15 protein-coding genes are annotated in these 19,259 nt (G+C 63.3%); 10 read left to right on the top strand and 5 right to left on the bottom strand.

Annotated elements, in window-relative coordinates:
• A complete protein-coding gene (locus tag ACF3M1_RS01340) occupies nt 1-678 on the top strand; it encodes a lasso peptide biosynthesis B2 protein (protein WP_394003201.1) in 678 nt (225 codons plus the stop codon).
• Nucleotides 678-2,417 (top strand): asparagine synthase-related protein, encoded by a 1,740-nt coding sequence (locus ACF3M1_RS01335; RefSeq protein WP_394003199.1) that lies wholly within the window; start codon nt 678-680, stop codon nt 2,415-2,417. The genes ACF3M1_RS01340 and ACF3M1_RS01335 overlap by 1 nt, the downstream gene beginning before the upstream one ends.
• Here the strand turns inward: ACF3M1_RS01335 and ACF3M1_RS01330 are convergent.
• Both ACF3M1_RS01330 and ACF3M1_RS01325 read right to left on the bottom strand, forming a co-directional pair.
• The gene (locus ACF3M1_RS01330; RefSeq protein WP_394003197.1) at nt 2,414-4,549 is read right to left on the bottom strand and encodes an Atxe2 family lasso peptide isopeptidase; all 2,136 of its coding nucleotides are present in this window, start codon (nt 4,547-4,549) and stop codon (nt 2,414-2,416) included. The genes ACF3M1_RS01335 and ACF3M1_RS01330 overlap by 4 nt on opposite strands.
• Nucleotides 4,550-4,566: 17 nt before the next feature.
• On the bottom strand, nt 4,567-7,314 hold the full coding sequence (locus ACF3M1_RS01325; protein ID WP_394003195.1) for a TonB-dependent receptor domain-containing protein: 2,748 nt from the start codon (nt 7,312-7,314) through the stop codon (nt 4,567-4,569).
• Nucleotides 7,315-7,492: 178 nt separating this feature from the next.
• Here ACF3M1_RS01325 and ACF3M1_RS01320 point away from each other — a divergent pair, with 178 nt between their 5' ends.
• Together ACF3M1_RS01320 and ACF3M1_RS01315 are read left to right on the top strand one after the other, a co-directional pair.
• A complete protein-coding gene (locus tag ACF3M1_RS01320; RefSeq protein WP_394003193.1) occupies nt 7,493-7,750 on the top strand; it encodes a helix-turn-helix domain-containing protein in 258 nt (85 codons plus the stop codon).
• 110 nt (nt 7,751-7,860) lie between these two features.
• The gene (locus ACF3M1_RS01315) at nt 7,861-8,103 is read left to right on the top strand and encodes a helix-turn-helix domain-containing protein (protein ID WP_394003191.1); all 243 of its coding nucleotides are present in this window, start codon (nt 7,861-7,863) and stop codon (nt 8,101-8,103) included.
• A 306-nt stretch (nt 8,104-8,409) separates the two neighbouring features.
• Here the strand turns inward: ACF3M1_RS01315 and ACF3M1_RS01310 are convergent, their stop codons facing one another.
• On the bottom strand, nt 8,410-8,790 hold the full coding sequence (locus ACF3M1_RS01310) for a hypothetical protein (protein WP_394003189.1): 381 nt from the start codon (nt 8,788-8,790) through the stop codon (nt 8,410-8,412).
• A 345-nt stretch (nt 8,791-9,135) separates the two neighbouring features.
• On the opposite strand from ACF3M1_RS01310, the gene ACF3M1_RS01305 reads away from it, so the two are divergent.
• The 4 genes from ACF3M1_RS01305 (at nt 9,136) to ACF3M1_RS01290 (ending at nt 12,900) form a co-directional block, all read left to right on the top strand.
• Nucleotides 9,136-10,011, top strand: coding sequence for a DUF3883 domain-containing protein (locus ACF3M1_RS01305; protein WP_394003187.1), 876 nt, complete (start codon nt 9,136-9,138; stop codon nt 10,009-10,011).
• A 33-nt stretch (nt 10,012-10,044) separates the two neighbouring features.
• Nucleotides 10,045-10,665 (top strand): hypothetical protein, encoded by a 621-nt coding sequence (locus tag ACF3M1_RS01300; protein WP_394003186.1) that lies wholly within the window; start codon nt 10,045-10,047, stop codon nt 10,663-10,665.
• A gap of 501 nt (nt 10,666-11,166) precedes the next feature.
• Nucleotides 11,167-12,123, top strand: coding sequence for a hypothetical protein (locus tag ACF3M1_RS01295; RefSeq protein ID WP_394003184.1), 957 nt, complete (start codon nt 11,167-11,169; stop codon nt 12,121-12,123).
• A 6-nt stretch (nt 12,124-12,129) separates the two neighbouring features.
• Nucleotides 12,130-12,900 (top strand): hypothetical protein, encoded by a 771-nt coding sequence (locus ACF3M1_RS01290; protein ID WP_394003182.1) that lies wholly within the window; start codon nt 12,130-12,132, stop codon nt 12,898-12,900.
• A 396-nt stretch (nt 12,901-13,296) separates the two neighbouring features.
• Here the strand turns inward: ACF3M1_RS01290 and ACF3M1_RS01285 are convergent, their stop codons facing one another.
• Both ACF3M1_RS01285 and aceE read right to left on the bottom strand, forming a co-directional pair.
• On the bottom strand, nt 13,297-13,965 hold the full coding sequence (locus ACF3M1_RS01285; RefSeq protein WP_394003180.1) for a hypothetical protein: 669 nt from the start codon (nt 13,963-13,965) through the stop codon (nt 13,297-13,299).
• A gap of 148 nt (nt 13,966-14,113) precedes the next feature.
• The gene (gene aceE, locus ACF3M1_RS01280; protein WP_394003178.1) at nt 14,114-16,804 is read right to left on the bottom strand and encodes a pyruvate dehydrogenase (acetyl-transferring), homodimeric type; all 2,691 of its coding nucleotides are present in this window, start codon (nt 16,802-16,804) and stop codon (nt 14,114-14,116) included.
• Between the two features lie 200 nt (nt 16,805-17,004).
• Between aceE and ACF3M1_RS01275 the strand changes: the two genes are divergently transcribed.
• Both ACF3M1_RS01275 and ACF3M1_RS01270 read left to right on the top strand, forming a co-directional pair.
• Entirely contained in the window at nt 17,005-18,813 is a 1,809-nt protein-coding gene (locus ACF3M1_RS01275; protein WP_394003176.1) for an ATP-binding protein, read from the top strand.
• Between the two features lies 1 nt (nt 18,814).
• On the top strand, nt 18,815-19,255 hold the full coding sequence (locus ACF3M1_RS01270) for a response regulator (protein WP_394003174.1): 441 nt from the start codon (nt 18,815-18,817) through the stop codon (nt 19,253-19,255).
• Nucleotides 19,256-19,259: the final 4 nt, after the last annotated feature.

Below are 19,259 nucleotides of genomic sequence, written 5' to 3'. Positions count from 1 at the left end.
ATGGCGTACTGCCTGCCCGACACGATGTCCTACTGCCGAACGGAAGACGGGCTGATCTTCCTGGACGTCGATGGGGATCGCTACTTCAGATTGAATCCCGTCCTGGAAGAGGCGCTCGTCGATTGCCTTCTTGGTCGAACGGTTGAGCAAGCCACTGCCGACATCCTGGTCCGGCGAGGCGTCCTCCTTCGCGATGCGCCACAGCGTGACCAACGCACCGCCCATCAGCTCGTCAGTCCGCAGCGCAGCGTTGTCGAAGGCACACGTGCATCGGTCGCTGTGTCCGCAATGGCGACGCTCGAAGTCGCATCCATTGTCCTTTTGCTACACCGGAGGCTCAGGCGGCGCCCGCTGAAGGACGTGTTGCAGTGGGTGGCCACGAAGCGTCGGCTTGCAGTCCCGATGCCGCCGGACGGGTCTTCCACGGACGAAGGCCGACTTGCGGAAAGCTCGACGTGCTTCAGGCGTTTGCGCCCGCTCATTCCGATCGAGCCGATATGCCTGTTGGACTCACTCGCTCTCACGGTATTCCTTGCACGGCGCAAGCTTCACGCGAGCATCGTGTTTGGCGTGACCTCGGCGCCGTTCACCGCCCACTGCTGGGTGCAATCCGGCGACCTCGTGCTCAACGACACGGTGGGGCACGCGAACGCATACACCGTGGTCCGGGTGGCGTGATGGACGACAGCTACCTCGTCCTGTTCAATCCAGACACGTCAGATCCACGGTCAGATCTCGCGGCGCTTGCGGCCAACCTTGCGAAGCGCGGCATGCGCCTTCGTCATGCCTCAAGCACCACGCATATTTTTGCCTCGAAGCAGACACCCGTCATGCGCCTACCGCAGGGCGCCTTGGCAGTCGGGCGCCTGTTCCAGAAGAACGGGCGTGCCGTCGACGGCGCCAGCGTTCCTGCTGAGCTCGCACCGGACAAGCTCCGCGGGCACGTTCTGGACAATTGCTGGGGCGAGTACGTCTTCCTTCAACCGGAATCGTCCGGTGGGCCTGCCCTTACCGTGATGCGAGACCCGTCAGGCAGCGTCGGCTGTGTGTATTCGTTTCAGAATGGCGGATGGTTCGTGACGTCGGACATCTCGCTTGCGCGCGAGCTCGGGCTGTATCGACAGCACGTCGACTGGGATTTCATCACCTATTTCGTTGCGCATCCGAATCACAAGACACGCCGTACCGCACTGACCGACGTCTACGAGCTCCTGCCTGGATGCTCGGTGTGTCTGCGGGGACACCACGCCACCACCCGCACGGAGTGGTCCCCATGGTCCTTCGTCGAGCCAGCGAAGCGTTTTGCCGACGATGCGGCCGCTGCCGGTGCGATCGAAGCGTCCGTGTCCACCGCGGTGAGCGCCCTGGCGTATGAGGACGAGACCACAGTGCTCGAGCTGTCCGGCGGCCTCGACTCCTCGATCGTGGCCGCATGCCTCCAACGAACCAGCACGCATGTGGACTGCTTCAACCTGTCGACGCCGATTCCCGGTGCCGACGAACGCCACTATGCAACACGGGTCGCCGACCATCTCGGGCTGGAGCTGGAGACGGGCGTCCTCCCCATCGAAGTCGCACGCTTCGACTTTGCGCCCCCACCCCAATCGGTCGGCCCTTGTCTGACGGCCCTGCAATACGCCACGGATGCGGCGATGCAGTCCGTCGGCGATGAAAAGCTGAGCGACAGCTTCTTCTCGGGTGCCGGCGGCGATACGGTGTTCTGCTATCTGAGCACCGCCGCGCCTGCCGCGGATGCCTTCAGGGCACATGGGATGGCGAGCGGTATCACGGCATTGAAGGATCTTGCAGAGTTGCATCAGTGCACGATCTGGAAGGCATCCAGACTCACACTACGAAAGCTGCTTCGGTCCCCACCGCCTCCCTCGAAGGCAAACCGCTTGTTCCTGGCGCCGTCCGTCGTCGTCGAGGCTTCAGAGGCCCATCCATGGTTCGCCGGCCCGGACGATGCGTTGCCAGGCGACCGGGAGCGAATCATCGGTCTCGCGGGAACCCAGCTGTTCCGCGATGCAGTGCCGCGGAGCCGTACACGCGCGGTCCGCATGCCGCTGCTCGCCCAGCCGGTCGTCGAGACCTGCCTGCGCGTGCCCACCTGGATGTGGATGCGGGGTGGACACAATCGTGCCGTTGCGCGAACCGCCTTCATGCACCGCCTGCCCGCAGAGATCATCGACCGTCGAAGCAAGGGAAGCTTCATCGGCTATTCCGGTGCGGTGTTCGAACGCAACATGCCTGGAATGCGTGCGTTTCTGCTGGAGGGCCATCTGCAGGAGCGCGGCCTGCTGGATGCAACCGCGTTGCGCGCGGTGTTCGACGACACCCAGCGGGCCTACAGCAACGCCATGCAACGCGTCTTCGATCTGTGCATGGTCGAAAACTGGGTGCGGCACCAGGCCTAGCCGCCTTGGTCCGCGAACCGCGCCGCCCTCAGCTCGTGCGAGCGAGCCCGCATCGCCCGCCAATGGGAATACTGCGCGGCTTTTGCCTGGCCAGCCGCTTCCACACCCTTCAGCCAGAACAGGAACCAGTCCAGATTGCGCTCGTAGACGGCGAGCTTGTGCTTCGGCTGGAACTTCAGATGCGGCTCGTGGGGGAACACGTAGAGGTCGGCACGGCGATCGCGGATCAGCGGAACCGCGTAGTCGAGCGCGTGCAGATGTTCCTGTTCGGGCAACTGCATCAGCAACGGCGCCGCAATCCGATCCAGATTGAGCGCGGGCGACAGCAACTGCCATCGCGTCCCGGCCTCTTCTGGCGCGCCGACTTGCCACACCCGCTCCAGCTCGGACGTGAAGTCGTCGCCCATCAGGCTGCCCATCAGCCAGTAGGTCGGCGACAACATGGGCGAACTGACCGAAGCGGCCGCGAGCAGATCCGAGTGCATCGCTGTCCACATGGTCACTTCGCTTCCAAAGCTCAGGCCGCCCATGCCGACCCGGGCCGGATCGATCTCCCCTGTGGAGGCAAGCACATCAATCACGCTCTCGACCGCGGCGAGCCCTTTGCCATAGCGCACGACCGGGTCCAGCGAGAACTCCGGCACCTGGTTGATGCACAACGCGACGATCCCATGCGCCGCCAGCGAGGCCAGCGGCCATTCGTCACCCACCCCGCCGCGCAGAAAGCCCTGACAGCTGTAGTAGGTCACGAACAGCGGCGCGGGCGTCTCGACGCCCGAGGGCACCGGAAACAGATGGCCGGTGTACGCCTGCCCGCTGGCGTCATGCCAACGCAGCACACGCGCACGAGGCTGCCGGGCAAGATCCGACGCCAACGCCGCATTCGGCTCGAACAGGATCTGGTGCTCGCCGGTCTCGATGTGGAGCCGCTCCAGGCGCGGCGGCTGATCCGCCGACGCGGCCACGCACACCAGCGCCTCGCGCGACACGCCGCACTTCGAATAGGCATCACGACCGCCGCTGACCAGGCCTTCGGCGTTGCTCACCGGCCGCACGTGGCCGGTGTCGACGTTCCAGCGAAAGATCCCCTGCGCCCAGGCGTGCGCGGGATCGCTGACGGTGAAGAGCACCTCCGTGTGCCCCGGCCGCCACTGGATCGACGTGATCGCCTTGTCGCGGCAGAGCTCGGCCGTGCAGACAACCGGCTCACGCGCTGTCCTGCGTGGCAATGCGGACAGCTGCACATCGGGCTTTCGCGAGACGCCGGCGCCCTCGCCTGTGCGGGTCAGCAGCGCTATACGTCCTGTGTCGGCATCCTCCGAGACCTGCCAAGCCGCCGCCCGCCAGGCCGGGGCCTTGCCTTGGGCCGCCACTCTGGCGGGCGCATCGGCCTCCGCCAGATCAGTCGTCAGCCCCGTCGTCAGATCGACCGCCTTCCAGCGCACCGGTGTGTTGGACAACAGCACATCGCGGTCGAACCAGTTGCCCGTATACCGCTGCGTCGCAAGGCGCGCGCCCAGGTGGCTGGAGCGGAACAGGCCCTGCCCCAGAGGCACGCGTGCGTCGATCCGGATGCCACGCGCGTACTCGGCCATTTCCTCCGCAACGATGGCCTCGCGGGTCGCCCCCACGCTGTACGTCAGCGTCCGGCCGTCCTCGTCCAGCACGAACGCACGTACGTCGGCGGCATCCCGCGTCACCGGCATGGCGCCCGACCCGTCCGCAGCGGCGCGCCACACGGCGACTTCGCCATCGATCAGCGCGCGAAAGAAAAGCCAGCGACCATCGGCCGACCAGACCGGAGACTCTGGAACCGACACACCCGATGCACCGCGAAATGGAAGGCCGCCATCCGCGATCCGTCGGGCAGGCGCGCTGCCGTCCAAGGGTTGCACGTACCAGGCCGTGTCATAGGTGTTGCGCTCCACCACGCCCTGCTCGGTCTGAAAGGCAACCGTGCGACCGTCCGGCGACACCGTCGGCATGCTGATGTCGACCACTTCCACCAGGCCGCGCACGGGCACGGCCTCCGCATCGCGTGCGAGCCCCGACGTCGCCAGAACCAGGGTCAGCAGCCTGGCAACGCCGCGTGAGCCCAGCGCGAACCGGCCGTGCGCCGCACTGCGCGTCATCGCAGATGCGGCCCCCATCACCAGTGCTTCCCCACAGACACGCTGACCAGACGGCCGATCGCCGAATAGTTGGTCGAGTCGTACGGCGGCACATACGGCCTGTCGACGGCATACAGCGGCGGCGCGCGGTTTAGCAGGTTGTCCACCGACACCGCCATATCCAGCCCGGACCATGGCGAGCCGTCGTGCGCGGTGCGGTAGCGCAGCACCATGTCCACCGTGGTGAACGACGCGCCCTTGCGGCCATCCCGGGTGTTCAGCACACCTGCCGCGTAGTTCGCGAACACGGACGCAGACAGACCGTCACGGGTCCAGACAGTGCCCGCACGTCCGCGCACGCGCGGCGGGTTGTACAGCGTGCCCGCGAGCTCGAGCGGGCCGGCGGCGCCCATCGTCTGCTGCGAACTGTCCAGCCAGCTCGCCCCACCCCGCAGGGTCATCCGGCCCGCGCCCAGATCGAACCGGTAGCTGCCCGTCAGGTCCAGGCCCCGGATCTTCTGCCAGAGCGTGTTGACGTAGCGCCCGTCGACCACCGCCACCACCCGGGCCGGATCGTAGGGCGCGCCCGAGAAGTTGTAGAACTGGTCCACGCCGGCGACGAGTGCCGCCAACCGGTCCACACCGGGATTGCGCTCCACGTAATCGGCATACAGCGGATTGCTGAGCGCACTGGAGCCGAGGTCCGGCTGGATCACGCGGTCCATGTAGTCGATGTCGAACCAGGACAGCTCGGCCTCGAGGCCCGGCAGCGCCACAGGATGGAACGCCACCGACAGCATCGAGGTCCGCGCGCGTTCTGCCTGCAGGTCAGGATTGCCGCCGTTGAGGAACAGCAGCGTCGCGCCGTCCGGCGCATTCGTTTCGCCGAATGCGCTCGGCGGCATCACCACACCCGCCATCGGCCGATACCGCTCCAGCAGGGTCGGCGCCTTGAAGGAGCGCCCCCACGACGCCTTGAACGTGGCGTTGCGGCCCGGCGCATAGATCAGGCCCAGCTTCGGCGTGGTGACCCTGCCGAAGCTCGCATAGTCCTCGCCGCGCAGCGCGGCGGTCATCTCCAGTCGATGGCCGCCCGGCCCGGTGCCATCACCCAGCAGCGGGGCATGCAGCTCGGCGTAGGCAAACCGGCTGCTCTCGCTTCCCTGGGAGGTTCGGGCACCCGTGGTGCGGTTGCTCCACAGGAACTCGTTGGTGCGGTACCCCGTGCCCACCGCCAGACGCAGACTGCGGTCGCCAAGCCGCAGGAACGGGCCTTCTGCACTGATGTCGTAACTCCGACTGGTGTTGCAGAAGCACTCGTCGAGATACGGCGTGACCTGCAAGGTGGCCGCGTCGACCATCGCGTGCACGTTGAGCAGTTCATCCCGCCCCCACGCGGCCCCGGCGGTCGCCTGCCAATCCCCGGGCATGGCGAACTCGATGCTCGGCGACACGTACGAGGTGGTGGTGTCCGGCGACAGCCGGTTGTACATCGTGGCCGTGGAGTAGAAGGCGTAGGTCTGCTCCCGCTCGGAGCGCAGGGCATCCAGGCGCACGGTCGCCGCCTCGCCGATCATCTGGTGCGCGCTCACCAGCCCGCTGTGGTGATCGCTGCCCGCGTAGATCGTCGTGGGCTCGGGCAGATACTGCGTGTAGCGCCGCTGGCGCGCGAAGATGGGATCGGTATCCACCGTCCGGTAGCTTGCAATCAGCCCGCCACTCGTCCAGGCGTGGCCTGCCGTGGCGCTGTACTCGCGGGCGCGCAATCCGCCATCGGTCGCGGCACCGTAGCGCGCACCCACGGCAACGCCTTCGAAATCCCGCTTCAGTATCACGTTGCCCACGCCGCCCACCGCATCCGAGCCGTAGATCGCCGAGGCACCGTCCGCCACGATCTCGATACGCTCCACCGCCTCGACGGGGATTGCACTGATGTCCACCGCCTGCACAAAGCCGCCGTACGACATGCGGCGACCATTGAGCAACGTCAGCGAGGCGTCCGGCCCCAGCCCGCGCAGGTTCAGGCCCGAGCCGCCGGTCGCATTCTGGTTGGCCATGCCGCCCGCCACATTGCCCATCAGCACGCCCGGGTTCTGCCCACCCGTGAAGTTCTGCGGCACGCTGCGGATCACCTCGCCCAGATCGGCGAAGCCCTCTTCGCGGATGCGTTCGCTGCCGAGCGTGATCACCGGCGACGGCGTGGTGCCGCCGCGGATGCGGGTGCCGGTGACGGTGATCGTTTCGAGCTCGGTCGCATTCGCGCCCTGTGGTGTGCGGGCATCTGCGGGTGCGGGCGCAACGCGGCGCTCGGGTTCCGCGTGTGCAGGCGCGATCACCACGGTGCCGTCGTCGGCCTGCCGGTAGTCCAGCCCACTGCCCTGCAGCAGACGGGCCATGGCCTCGCGCCAGTGCATGCGGCCCTGCACCGCCGGCCCCGGGCGGTTTGCCACCAGCGACGGCGGATAGGTGATGCGAAGGCCGCTTTGTGCGGCCACGGCATCCAGCGAGGCCCCAAGTGCGCCTGGCGGCAGGTCGAAGTGCTGCGCGTCCTGCGCTTCGTTCGCGACCTGTGCCGCCTCGCGTTGATCCGCGTCCTGCGCGGTGGCCAGGCTCGTCGCGCCATTGGCGACGGCGAACAGGGCGATGGAGATGGCCCGACGTAACGTGTGTGTGTTCATCCTGATTCCATTCCTCTCGCTTGATTGGTCTTGTCCGAAGTCCCTCGTCAGCCACACGGCTGACCTGTCCAAACGCGAGATTGGAATTCGCTCCGCGGATTGGCGCACGCATCACACGTGTCCCTCCGCTGCCCCCTCCGCCCCCGCGGTGCCGTAACTGCCGAGGCCGTGCCCTCAGGCACACCCGGGCATCCGGCCCGGTCGAGACCATAAGCTAAAATGAGAGTTATATCCAGTAGATATATATGCTGTAGATCATGAGCCGGTAGAGGGACAGGCTGGGCGCATGTCCTCGCCCCCTTCCCCGTCTGCGCTGAGCGCCCGTGCACGAATCGGGGCGAACGTGCGTCGTCTTCGCAAGGCCATGCCTGGTAAGGTCAGCCAGGAACAACTCGGCGAACTGGCCGAATGCCACCGCACGTACGTGTCACAACTGGAACGTGCCAAGACCAACATCTCGGTTGATCGCTTGGAGCGGTTCTCTGCGATCTTCAAGGTCGATATCGCCGACCTGTTCCAGGTACCTGACGAGAAAGCGCCCTGACCCTTTTGCGGTGGTCGGCGACGGCCCCAGCTCCTGCATTCATGTAGAGTTATATGCAGTAGATTTATAGTCTGTAGATCGTAAGGCGGTAGATGCTCAGGCTTGGAGCCATGCCCTCCAAGCCCTCAAAAAAAGCGTCGCAGAGCGCGCGCCAACGCGTTGCCGAGAACATTCGGCGCCTGCGTAAGGATGAGGGGCTCAGCCAGGAACAGCTCGCCGACGCAGCAGAGTTCCATCGGACCTACATCTCGCAGCTCGAACGCTGCGTCACCAATATCTCGATCGACGGGCTTGAGCGTCTGGCAGAGGTCTTGGGGGTAGATGTCCTCGATCTGCTGCAGCCTACGGCTTAGCGGCGATTGCTTGCGCCGAACGCTGTTGAAGCGCGTCGCTGATCGAATCAGCTGCTAGTGAGCGGATATGCGCTCGCTCATCGCTCAGAGAATTCCTATAGGGGAACGGAGCGGACTCCGATAGGCGCTGTCCTGCCGCGAAAAGCACCGTTGACTCGCTAGCAACGCGCGATTCCTGAGCAGCATCGGGTCGCCCAACGCGCGGGCCGAGGAACGGAGCACCTCGGCTGCTAGCGCCTCGCTCTATTGCCGTTCGCCTGCACGGACTTGCCAGTTCAATCGGCTAGCAAGGGAAGCTCGTGGTGACTAGATGACGCCATCCGCGATCGCCCGCGATGTGCGTCGTACGAGCCGCACTTCCTTGATCATCCGGAAGATCTGATACGGGCCGACCACGATGCCGATCATCACGGACAGCATGAGCTTGAAGCCGAAGTACATGATCCAAACCAATGGTGTTCCCGACACCAGATGCCGCGCGTGGCGATCCAAAAAATCCCAGCCCCACAAGGCGAATGCAAAGATCGCCGCGAGCAGTAGCTTTGATGCGATGTAAGCCGGATATTGGGCGAGCTCCAACGTAGGCGGTCGCATCGACAAGAACAGCCAAGAGAGCATCGCGAACAGAACACCGGTTCCGATCAACTTGAGATACATCGACGTTGCAACGCCCGCGTTGTGCTTCAACAAGCAACCTTCGCACAGCATGAGGGTGAACCGCTGGGTACACGTGGCGCAGAGGCCACGGCTGCACGATTGACACTGCGCGGTCGCGTCGCCGTCCGCATGAGCAAAGCACTTCATAGATCCGTCTCGTGTGGCAGTCCTTTGAAGCCTTATCGGCAGAATCCCTAGAAACTTGAAGGCTCCCGCAGAGATTCGCAGATGATCGCGCACCGGCTTTCCGCAGGCCCGCCCGGCTTCGCTGGGTCGAGCGCCTCGTCCCAAGGCAACATCATTCGCGCCCTGAATCGACTTCGGCTGTGTGGCGACGATCCGCTATCCTGAGCGCGCATCGCGGGGGAGGTAATCATGGAGACTGTGGACGGGGAGACCGGTGCTCCTTGGACGGACGCCGAGATCGAGGCGACCGTCGCCACCTATTTCCAGATGCTCAGGACGCAGGAGCTGGGCCAGGCGCTCAACAAGGCGGAGCACAACCGCCGGCTTCAGGCGCGGATTCCGGCGCGCAGTCGCGGGGCCATCGAGTTCAAGCACGCCAATATCAGTGCGGTGCTCATGGAGGTCTACGATGCGCCGCCGCTGCGCGGTTACCTGCCCCGCTTCAACTACCAGAGCGATCTCGTGATTCCCGTGGGCCACGCGCTCGCAGCCGACCGTGTGCTGGATGAAGCAGCCTTGCGAAACGTACAGAGCGTGGTGGAGACGCCACTGCTCGATAGCTATGACGCATTCGTGGTGGATGCTCCCTCACGGACGGGTCGCAGAGTTCGCGAGCCACGAAAAGATTGGTCGAGCGTCGTACCGGTCAAGCGCGACTACCTACAGCGCGAAGCGCTCAATCGCTCCCTTGGACTTGCCGGCGAGCACCTCGTGATGGAGTACGAAGCTCGACGCCTCCACGCCTTGGGGGCGCGAATATTGGCCAAGCGCATCGAGCACGTTTCACAGACGCGCGGCGATGGCGTGGGCCACGACGTGCTGTCGTTCGAAGCCGATGGGCGCGAGCGCTTCATCGAGGTCAAGACGACGGCCTATTTGGCAGAGACCCCTTTCTTCATCTCACCGAGCGAGGCTGCGTTCTCGGATTCGCATGCCGAACAGTTCCATCTCTACCGCGTGTTCGATTTCAGACAGTCACCGCGTATGTTCATGCTGCCGGGTGCAGTCGGCACGCATTGCCGTCTCGATCCTGTCAGCTTTCGTGCGACGCTCTTGGCACGCTGATACCCAGCCCGTTCGCAAATGGAGGGAGTTGAATTGATCAGGGACGTCATTGCCGCCGGCGGCGCCGGCTTCTTCATTCCCGTGGTGCTGTTTGCCCTGCTTCTGTATGCGGTTCGCGGCCTGTTCGGGCTGCATGGACGCCGTAGCCAGCATCGGCGCGAATTCCTTGAGCATTGGGACTCCACGCGCGTCGACGATGATCTGTGGCTCGAAGTGACGATCCGTCACCTCTACGGCACACACCTTCCGGCGCACGTCATCCGCAAAGCGCTCGCGCACCCGCATACAAGCCAGGCCCTGCTGGACCTGTCGGAACTGTGGGACTTCTTCGATTACGACCTGGAGACCCGAGCCGTGGCCTGGAAGTACAAGCCACATCGCAGCGCACGGATTCGCGCGCTCCTCCGTCACTGGCCCACGCTCCGCTACTTCCTGTTCGCAGGCGTGGGCGCGCTTGCTGCGTATCTCGCAACGCACGCGGCTGGCTTCAACCAGTGGGCGTTGGCAATCCTCGCCACGGTCCTGATCGCCGCGGCGTTTCTCAGCCTTTGGCATGGCGAAGCCCTGAAGATCGCCGAACGGGTTGGCGAATCATGGATAAGACGCATCAACGCCGACTCGGAACAGCGCCATGCAGTCGACGATGTGCCTTAAGTGAACCTGGCACTGTTATCCTGGCCTTACGACAATGCGATGGCAGAAAGCTTCTTCAGCACGCTGAAACTGGAACTCGTACCTGACAAGGCCTTTCGCCTCACGAGACGCCGCCCGGCTCGCCGTGTTCGATTAAATCGAGACCTTCTACAACCGCACCCGCATGCACTCTGCGTTCGGTTACCAGTCGCCTGATCAATACGAAAAGCAGTTCAATCGCCTAGGGTATGTGCCTTAGGTTCCTTGTCCGAAGAACCCGGGTCGCTCCAACCTGACCCCGTTATTGCCCTGATCTACCTCGGAATTTGACTTGGCACCGATAGCTCCCCTCATTCTCTCCGATAGTTTGGGGCTCGGTAGCAATCGGGCTAACTCTTGCTTGTTTGAATCACGGAGGTTTCGTACTCTCCACATACAAGCAACACCATTATCGGACAGATGCATGGTGCGACAGGGAAATAGACACGTTGCTGGATAGCAACTCAAGCTTGAGGGGGGCTTATGGATGCCATTGAAGAAGAAAGTGTCGGATACCTAAAGTTTTCCGGCGAGGCCGTTCCGGATGGTGTCATAGGAGCCAATGCAGCAGGCACTGCACTCCTGAGCTTTGACGAGTGCCTGCGCTACTTCAACAAAAAACAGTCACCTGGCCTGTCAAGAATTGAATATGACAACCCAGTTAGGACCACGGAAGGTTCCTGGACTATTTGGGTTGTTGCCGCGGCATCATCTGCTGCTGCCATATTCGCTGGCGCTTACATCAAAAAGGCCGCTGAGAAGATGGCAGAGAATGACTTCAAAGACATCGGCATGAAGGATGTCCTGAAGAAATCTGTCGACGCGTTGAAGCATGCGGTTGACTTAATCAAGCATATGAAAGGAAGAACTGACTGGACTCAGCCGAGCCTCAATTGGCAGGCAGGGAGCGGGGTGGTTGGCATACTTAATGAAGATGGTGAAATATTCTACATGCCAATTGAATACTTTCGGTGGTACTTGGACATGCCGCCAAAGCTAATTCTTAAGCTTACGAGCGTCATTGCGGTCGAACGGACAATGACAATTGCAGTAAAGGAAGAAAACCAATTCCTTACAACAACGGTGACAGAGACAGAAAAACTCTATTTTGGTCACGAAGAAGCAGCGAACGAAGATGAGCTCCTATTCCCAGAGCTGGAACACGGCTTGGAGGTGGTTATTGATGGGCATCTCACACGAGGCAATGAGAATGCCAACTCAATCGGCCTTCTCTACAACGGACACGTTATCAACTGCGTGCCATTTACAGGCAATATTCGGCGTTACAAGTACGCGCTCTTCTTACACTGCAGAGTCAAAGGAACCATTACTAGACTCCACAACCACCCGACGATTCTAGAGCGAAGGCCAACAATCATCGTGGACGACATCATCCCATTAGAGGCTGATGATCAGTACAGCCTATTCTCTGGCAGCTAACGCCACATGACTCAATCCCTCGACCTTCTAGAGAATGCTTCCGACAGCCTCAACGAAGCTTTGCGGAGAGTTGGTGACGCTACTCACTTGAACCCACGACCATATAAATTTGCGGTACTGCACTTTACCCACGCCATCGAACTGCTTTTTAAGCATCACGTTGCGCAAGCGCACCCCCTACTGATCTATCGCAACCCGTTTAGCAAGAATCTCGCAAAGGAGTCGACCATCGGCCTTTGGGATGCTGTTCAGTTCTTCAAGAATGAGCAGCGGGAGCTGACAGAGGAAACCCTCGCGGATCTTAGGTGGATAAAGGATCTCCGAAATAACATCGAACACTTCAAGTTTGAGATGGACCCGCTTGCCGCGCGACTTGCGATTGGCAGATTGATCCGCGCCCTCAATGAGTTCCACGAAGAAAATGACTTCACTGACTTGGCAGGTCTTATTGAGAGGGATTGCCGCGCCACCTACGAAAAACTTGCGGACGAGTACAAACAGCGATTGTTTGAGGCGCAACGGTCCGCGGAACTCGCCAATAGCGGAAGGGACGATCCGCAGACGTGCCTGAGCTGCGGAAGCCCAAAGACGATGGTGGCCGCAGGCAACAAGCTGAAGTGCCACTTCTGTAACGATGAGCTAGCGTTGCATGAATGTGTCCGCTGCACCGAACGCTATCCAGAAGTTTTGATGCGAGTCTGGAATGATGATAACGGGCGAGCGCACAGAGACTGGATATGTGACTTTTGCTACGACCACATCATTGATCACGACTGACGACCAACCGACTTTCGCGCTCCGTGTACCTCGTTATCGCCGCTCGCCTCGTGACGCAACCCGACGCGGCCATGACGGAAAGCCGGAGATAATTACTACCACCTCGCCGAAAATTCGAATACAGAAGTATGGGACTTAAACAATCCTCGCCCCAATTAATTGCTCGACAGAAGCTAATGTAGCGCCGATATCCTGCGCCGCTTTAAAAATCGGAACCAGGCGTCAGAGTGCAATTTTACCGCGCTTGGCCCCAACAGAACGGGCCGACCAAAGCAGCTTGCGAGGCCGCATATAGAATTGGAGCGAAATTTCGCTTCTACATTATGGCTAAAGCTACTTTGGCGAGTATGCAGTGTTTTCAAGACGCGCGAACTGCGCCACTTGAGCTGCTAACTGTCAGCCAATCATCTGTCGCGCAAAGCCATGAACGAAGGCGCTAGCCATAAGGACGAACGACCCGAGCCCGCAAGCTACCGCCGTATACATGACAACAAACTGATATGGCATTGCACGTGTCATCAGCGTTGCCAGCTGCCGCCGACTTCTCTCCATCGCTGGGAAAAACTGCTCCGGATCGCCGTCGACGATGCGCTGCACCGACTTCATGCTGTGGCTTCTGACGATCATGCCGAACAGCTCGATTCCCACGAAGCAAAGCACTGAAACCATCAATAGGATCGCAATTGCGAGGGCAGTTTTAGTCCCAACTTTGTCCGCCATCTGAGTGAACAGCGCAAAAAGAGCCGCGTAACCAACAGCGGTGACAACTTGGGTGTATTTCTCGGTGGCAGCCATCGACTCTTTCAGCATTTCCTTCTGACTGTCGATCGCATTATCAGCGTTCGCCCTGACGAACCAAAGCGCTGAAGCCTCGGATATTGCGTTCCCCATCGCCACATCTGCCCAGACGCCGTACTCCACCCCGTCGACCTGGTAACGGCGAAGCTCATAGACATTAGCACCCACCCCAGCCCTGTCCCACTCACCAATGTCATCGAGAAACCACTCGGGAATACGCTCACCGTGCGCGATCCCACCCAATAATCGTTTGATGATCAGTGCCACGAAAACCCCTTAGGCAAACTGTGAAAAGCCGTCGAGAATTCTGAGGACTCCATTTTCTCACTGACGGACTATTTCACAAATGGACGGACTTAGACTCACTTCTCAAAAAAAAGGCGGCCTATGGCCGCCTTTTCTCTTAAACCAATACTCAAACCCCAACCGGATTCGCCTTCTCCGGATCGATCTTGTACAGCTTGATCGCCCGGGCCACATCCTTGCCGGTCATCTTCCCGTCCTTCATCAGTCCCTCGATGGCGGCCTGGGCGATGTAGTAACGATCGACCTCGAAGTGACGACGCAGGTTGGCACGCGTATCCGAGCGGCCGAAGCCGTCAGTGCCGAGCACGGTGTACGTGGCCGGCACAAACGCGCGGATCTGGTCGGCGAACGCGCGCACGTAATCCGTCGCGGCGATCACCGGGCCCTGGCGGCCTTCCAGCAGCTCGGTGACGTAGGCCTTCTTCTTCGTCTTGGCTTCAGGGTTGAAGCGGTTCCAGCGCTCGACATCCCAACCGTCACGGCGCAGCTCGGTGAAGCTGGGGCAGGACCAGATGTCGGCGGTGACGCCGAAGTCCTTGTCCAGCAGCTCGGCGGCGGCGATGGCCTCGCGCAGGATGGTGCCCGAGCCCAGCAGCTGCACGCGCAGCTCGCCTTTCTTGGCCTTGCCGGCGTCCTTGAGCAGGTACATGCCCTTGATGACGCCCTCGGCCGCGCTGTCGGGCAGCGCCGGGTGGCTGTAGTTCTCGTTCATCAGGGTGAGATAGAAGAACTCGTCCTCCTGCTGGTCGAGCATGCGGGTCATGCCGTACTGCAGGATCACCGCCACTTCGCCGGCGAAGGTGGGGTCGTAGGCGCGGCAGTTGGGGATGGCGCCGGCCAGCAGATGGCTGTGGCCGTCCTCGTGCTGCAGGCCTTCGCCGTTGAGCGTGGTGCGGCCGGCAGTGGCGCCGAGCAGGAAGCCACGGGCGCGCATGTCGGCGGCCTGCCAGGCGGAGTCGCCGATGCGCTGGAAGCCGAACATCGAGTAGTAGATGTAGAACGGCAGCATGGGCACGTCGTTGGTGCTGTAGCTGGTGGCGGCGGCCATCCAGCTGGAGAACGCACCGGCCTCGGTGATGCCTTCTTCCAGCACCTGGCCGGCCGCATCCTCGCGGTAGTACATGAGCTGGTCGCGGTCGACCGGCTTGTACTTCTGGCCCTGCGGGGCGTAGATGCCCAGCTGGCGGAACAGGCCTTCCATGCCGAAGGTGCGGGCCTCGTCGGCGACGATGGGCACCACGCGCTTGCCCACCTCCTTGTCGCGCAGAATGATCGACAGCGACTGCACGAAGGCCATCGTGGTGCTGATCTCGCGCTCGCCGGTGTCCTGCATCAGGCGCTCGAACACCTTGAGCTCGGGGGCCTTGAGGGTCTGCGTGCTCTTGCGGCGGCGCTGCGGCAGGAAGCCGCCGAGCTTCTCGCGGCGCTCGAGCATGTACTGCACTTCCTCGGAGTCCTTGCCCGGGTGATAGAACGGGATCTGCCCGTCCTTGAGCGCGGCGTCCGACACCGGAATCTTGAAGCGGTCGCGGAACGTGCGCACGGCCTCGTCGTCGAGCTTCTTGGTGTTGTGGGTGGGGTTGAGCGCCTCGCCGGCGCTGCCCAGGCCATAGCCCTTGACCGTCTTGGCCAGGATCACCGTGGGCTGGCCCTTGGTGTCCATGGCGTTCTGGTAGGCGGCGAAGACCTTGTGCGGGTCATGCCCGCCGCGGTTGAGGCGCCAGATGTCGTCGTCGCTGAGGTTGGCGACTAGGTTGGCGGTCTCCGGGTATTTGCCGAAGAAATTCTCGCGCGTGTACGCGCCGCCGAAGGCCTTGCAGTTCTGGTATTCGCCGTCGACGGTTTCCATCATCAGCTGGCGCAGCATGCCGTCCTTGTCCTTGGCCAGCAGCGGATCCCAGTAGCTGCCCCAGACGGTCTTGACGACGTTCCAGCCGGCGCCGCGGAAGCCGCCTTCCAGCTCCTGGATGATCTTGCCGTTGCCGCGCACCGGGCCGTCGAGGCGCTGCAGGTTGCAGTTGATGACGAAGACCAGGTTGTCGAGGCCTTCGCGGCCGGCCACCGAGATCGCGCCGAGGCTTTCCGGCTCGTCGGTCTCGCCGTCGCCCATGAAGCACCACACCTTGCGGTCGGACTTGGGCATCAGGCCGCGGGCTTCGAGGTACTTCCAGTAGCGCGCTTGGTAGATGGCGGCGATGGGGCCGAGGCCCATCGAGACCGTGGGCACCTGCCAGTAATCGGGCATCAGCCAGGGGTGCGGATAGGACGAGATGCCCTGGCCGTCGACTTCCATGCGGAAGTGGTCGAGCTGGTCTTCGGTGAAGCGGCCTTCGAGGAACGAGCGCGCGTAGATGCCCGGCGAGCTGTGGCCTTGCGTGGCGATGACGTCGCCCGGGTGATCGGCCGAGGGCGCGCGGAAGAAGTGGTTGAAGCCCACGTCGTACAGCGTGGCGCTGGAGGCGAAGCTGGCGATGTGGCCGCCGAGGTCACCGGGCTTGCGGTTGGCGCGCACCACCATGGCCATCGCGTTCCAGCGGATGATCGAGCGGATGCGCCATTCGAGCTCGGCATTGCCCGGCATCTTGGGTTCGAGATGCGTGGGAATGGTGTTGACGTATTCGGTGGTCGGCGCGAACGGCAGGTGAGCGCCGGCGCGGCGGGTCAGCTCGACCATGTTCTCGAGCAGCTGGTGCGCGCGCTCCGGCCCGCCGACGTCGATGACCGCTTTGAGCGACTCCACCCACTCGCGGGTTTCGGTCGGGTCGGGGTCGTTCTGCAGGACGTCGTTCAACCAGTTCATGTGTGCTCCAGCGCGGCACGCGCGGTCGCGTGCATGGGGTTCGATCGGACCCGTGATTCTATCAAGGATGACACCGGGGTCCGGACGGTGGCGAACGGTTCCGATTGCCAGCGCCGGGGGGGCTCGGCGATGATCCCGGGTTCAGGGGAGGATGCGGCATCATTGCGCGCCGAACCGCCCGCGCCCGAGCCCCGTTGCCGATGCCCCACTCCCTCCCCACGCCGTTCAGTCGCTGGCGCACGCCGGTGCTCGGCCTGCTGATCGCGTTGATCGTGATCGGGCCGTTCCTGATCATCCGCGGCGCGACCACCCAGGCCGAGGAGGCCACCACGGCGGTGGTGCACACGCGCGAGGTGCAGACGCTGATCCACTGGGTGTCGGCCGACGCGCGTAGCCTGGAGGGCGCGGCCATCGCGCGCACCCGTGGCATCGACACCCCGCTGCTGCGCCAGCGCATCGAGGACGCCCGCGAGCGGGTGCTGCCACACCTGGACCAGGTGCTGGCGCTCACCCGCGACAATCCCGAGCAGCAGGCCCGGCTGGGCGCGCTGCGCAACGCCCTGGAGATGCGCCTGGGCCGGATCGACGAAGTGATCGAGGCGGCCGAGGGCGCGACCTACGAGCAGATCGACGAGATGATCGTGCTCTACCCGATCCAGCGGCTGGTGCAGGACATCGTGGCCGCCGAAGAGGCGCTGCTGCAGGATCGCCAGGCGTATGCCCGCTCGTCCAACCGGCGCGCGGACATCGCCAGCTGGACGGCGATGATCGTGCAGCTGCTGCTGTTGCTGGGCGCGAGTTACTTCGCACTGCGCCAGCAGAGCGGCCGGCTCAGCGCCGAGCGCCAGGCCACCCAGGCGAGCAGCCGGGCGCTGGCGGTGCTCGACACCGTGCGCGAGCCGATCGTGCTGATCGACCAGCAGCAGTGCGTGGTGATGCACAACGCCGCGTTCGCCGAACTCTACGGCGTGGACGAGGACGTGCGCGGCCGCCCGCTGGGCGAGCTGGGCAGCGGCGCCTGGGACAACCAGGAAACCCTGCGCCGGCTGCACGACGTGCTGGCCCGCGGCCGCGAACTGTGGGACTACCGCCTGGCCCAGCCCACGGCCGACGGCGCCGAACGCACGATGCTGCTCAACGCGCGGCGCATGCCGCTGCCCGACCGCGAGGACCCGGTGGCGCTGATCACCGCGTCCGACGTGACCGCGCAGAGCATCAGCGAGCGCCAGATCCGCGAGCTCAACCAGCAGCTGGAAGGCAAGGTGGAGCAGGTCTCGGACGTCAACCGCGAGCTGGAAGCCTTCAGCTATTCGGTCTCCCACGACCTGCGCGCGCCGCTGCGCCATATCGCGGGTTTCGCCGACAAGCTGGGCCGGCACCTGGGCGACGAGGTCGACGAGAAGACCACGCATTACCTGGGCGTCATCGGCTCGTCGGCCAAGCGCATGTCGGCGCTGATCGACGACCTGCTGGTGTATTCGCGCCTGGGCCGCAATGCGATGCGCCTGCAGAGCGTGGACCTGCAGTCGATGGTCAACGACGTGCGCGCGATGCTCGACAGCAACGCGCATTCGGAAAACGCTGCCCACCGCATCGAATGGTCGGTGGCCCCGCTGCCGATCGTGGTGGGCGACGAGAACATGCTGCGCCAGGTGTGGTTGAACCTGCTGGGCAACGCGGTCAAGTACAGCACCGGCAGCGAGCCGGCGCGCATCGAGGTGGACTGCAAGCGCCTCGACGAGGGCGGGTACCAGTTCTGCGTCGCCGACAACGGCGCCGGCTTCGACATGCAGTACGCGGGCAAGCTGTTCGGCGTGTTCCAGCGCCTGCATTCGGCAACCGAATTCCCGGGCACCGGTGTGGGCCTGGCCAGCGTGCGCCGCGTGCTCGGCCGTCACGGCGGCCGGATCTGGGCCGAGGCCGAGCCCGGCAACGGCGCCACCTTCCATTTCACCCTGCCTGCATCCGGCCAGGACGCAGGTGCATCCAACACCTCCGGAACCCACTGACATGAGCGAAATCCGCACGATCCTCCTCGCCGAGGACAGCCCGCACGACGCCGAGATGGCGATCGATGCGCTGCGCGAGGCCCACCTCGCCAATCCGATCGTGCACGTGGAGGACGGGGTCGAGGCGATCGACTACCTGTTCCGCCGCGGCAAGTTCGCCGACCGCCCCGAGGGTGATCCGGCGGTGCTGCTGCTCGACATCAAGATGCCGCGCATGGACGGCCTGGAAGTGCTGAAGCAGCTGCGCGACCACGAGACGCTCAAGCGCATGCCGGTGGTGATCCTGTCGTCGTCGCGCGAGGAAAGCGATCTGGCCCGCAGCTGGGACCTGGGCGTGAACGCCTACGTGGTCAAGCCGGTGGACGTGGACCAGTTCTTCGATGCGGTGCGCACGCTCGGCAAGTTCTGGGCCGTGCTCAACGAAGTGCCGGACGAAGACTGAGCCA

Origin of the sequence: Luteimonas sp. WGS1318 (assembly GCF_043187535.1) — a bacterium.
In the GTDB taxonomy this organism is placed as follows: Bacteria; Pseudomonadota; Gammaproteobacteria; order Xanthomonadales; family Xanthomonadaceae; genus Luteimonas.
Note: the sequence above shows the minus strand (reverse complement) of the source record. Positions and strands in the feature narration are given on the sequence as shown.

Bases quoted from the DNA above. Each gene is read 5' to 3' on its own strand.
- ACF3M1_RS01330 (WP_394003197.1), bottom strand. From the start codon at position 4,549: ATGACGCGCAGTGCGGCGCACGGCCGGTTCGCGCTGGGCTCACGCGGC.
- ACF3M1_RS01315 (WP_394003191.1), top strand. From the start codon at position 7,861: ATGCCCTCCAAGCCCTCAAAAAAAGCGTCGCAGAGCGCGCGCCAACGC.
- ACF3M1_RS01275 (WP_394003176.1), top strand. From the start codon at position 17,005: ATGCCCCACTCCCTCCCCACGCCGTTCAGTCGCTGGCGCACGCCGGTG.
- ACF3M1_RS01270 (WP_394003174.1), top strand. From the start codon at position 18,815: ATGAGCGAAATCCGCACGATCCTCCTCGCCGAGGACAGCCCGCACGAC.
- ACF3M1_RS01295 (WP_394003184.1), top strand. From the start codon at position 11,167: ATGGATGCCATTGAAGAAGAAAGTGTCGGATACCTAAAGTTTTCCGGC.
- ACF3M1_RS01290 (WP_394003182.1), top strand. From the start codon at position 12,130: ATGACTCAATCCCTCGACCTTCTAGAGAATGCTTCCGACAGCCTCAAC.
- ACF3M1_RS01305 (WP_394003187.1), top strand. From the start codon at position 9,136: ATGGAGACTGTGGACGGGGAGACCGGTGCTCCTTGGACGGACGCCGAG.
- ACF3M1_RS01335 (WP_394003199.1), top strand. From the start codon at position 678: ATGGACGACAGCTACCTCGTCCTGTTCAATCCAGACACGTCAGATCCA.
- ACF3M1_RS01320 (WP_394003193.1), top strand. From the start codon at position 7,493: ATGTCCTCGCCCCCTTCCCCGTCTGCGCTGAGCGCCCGTGCACGAATC.
- aceE (WP_394003178.1), bottom strand. From the start codon at position 16,804: ATGAACTGGTTGAACGACGTCCTGCAGAACGACCCCGACCCGACCGAA.
- ACF3M1_RS01340 (WP_394003201.1), top strand. From the start codon at position 1: ATGGCGTACTGCCTGCCCGACACGATGTCCTACTGCCGAACGGAAGAC.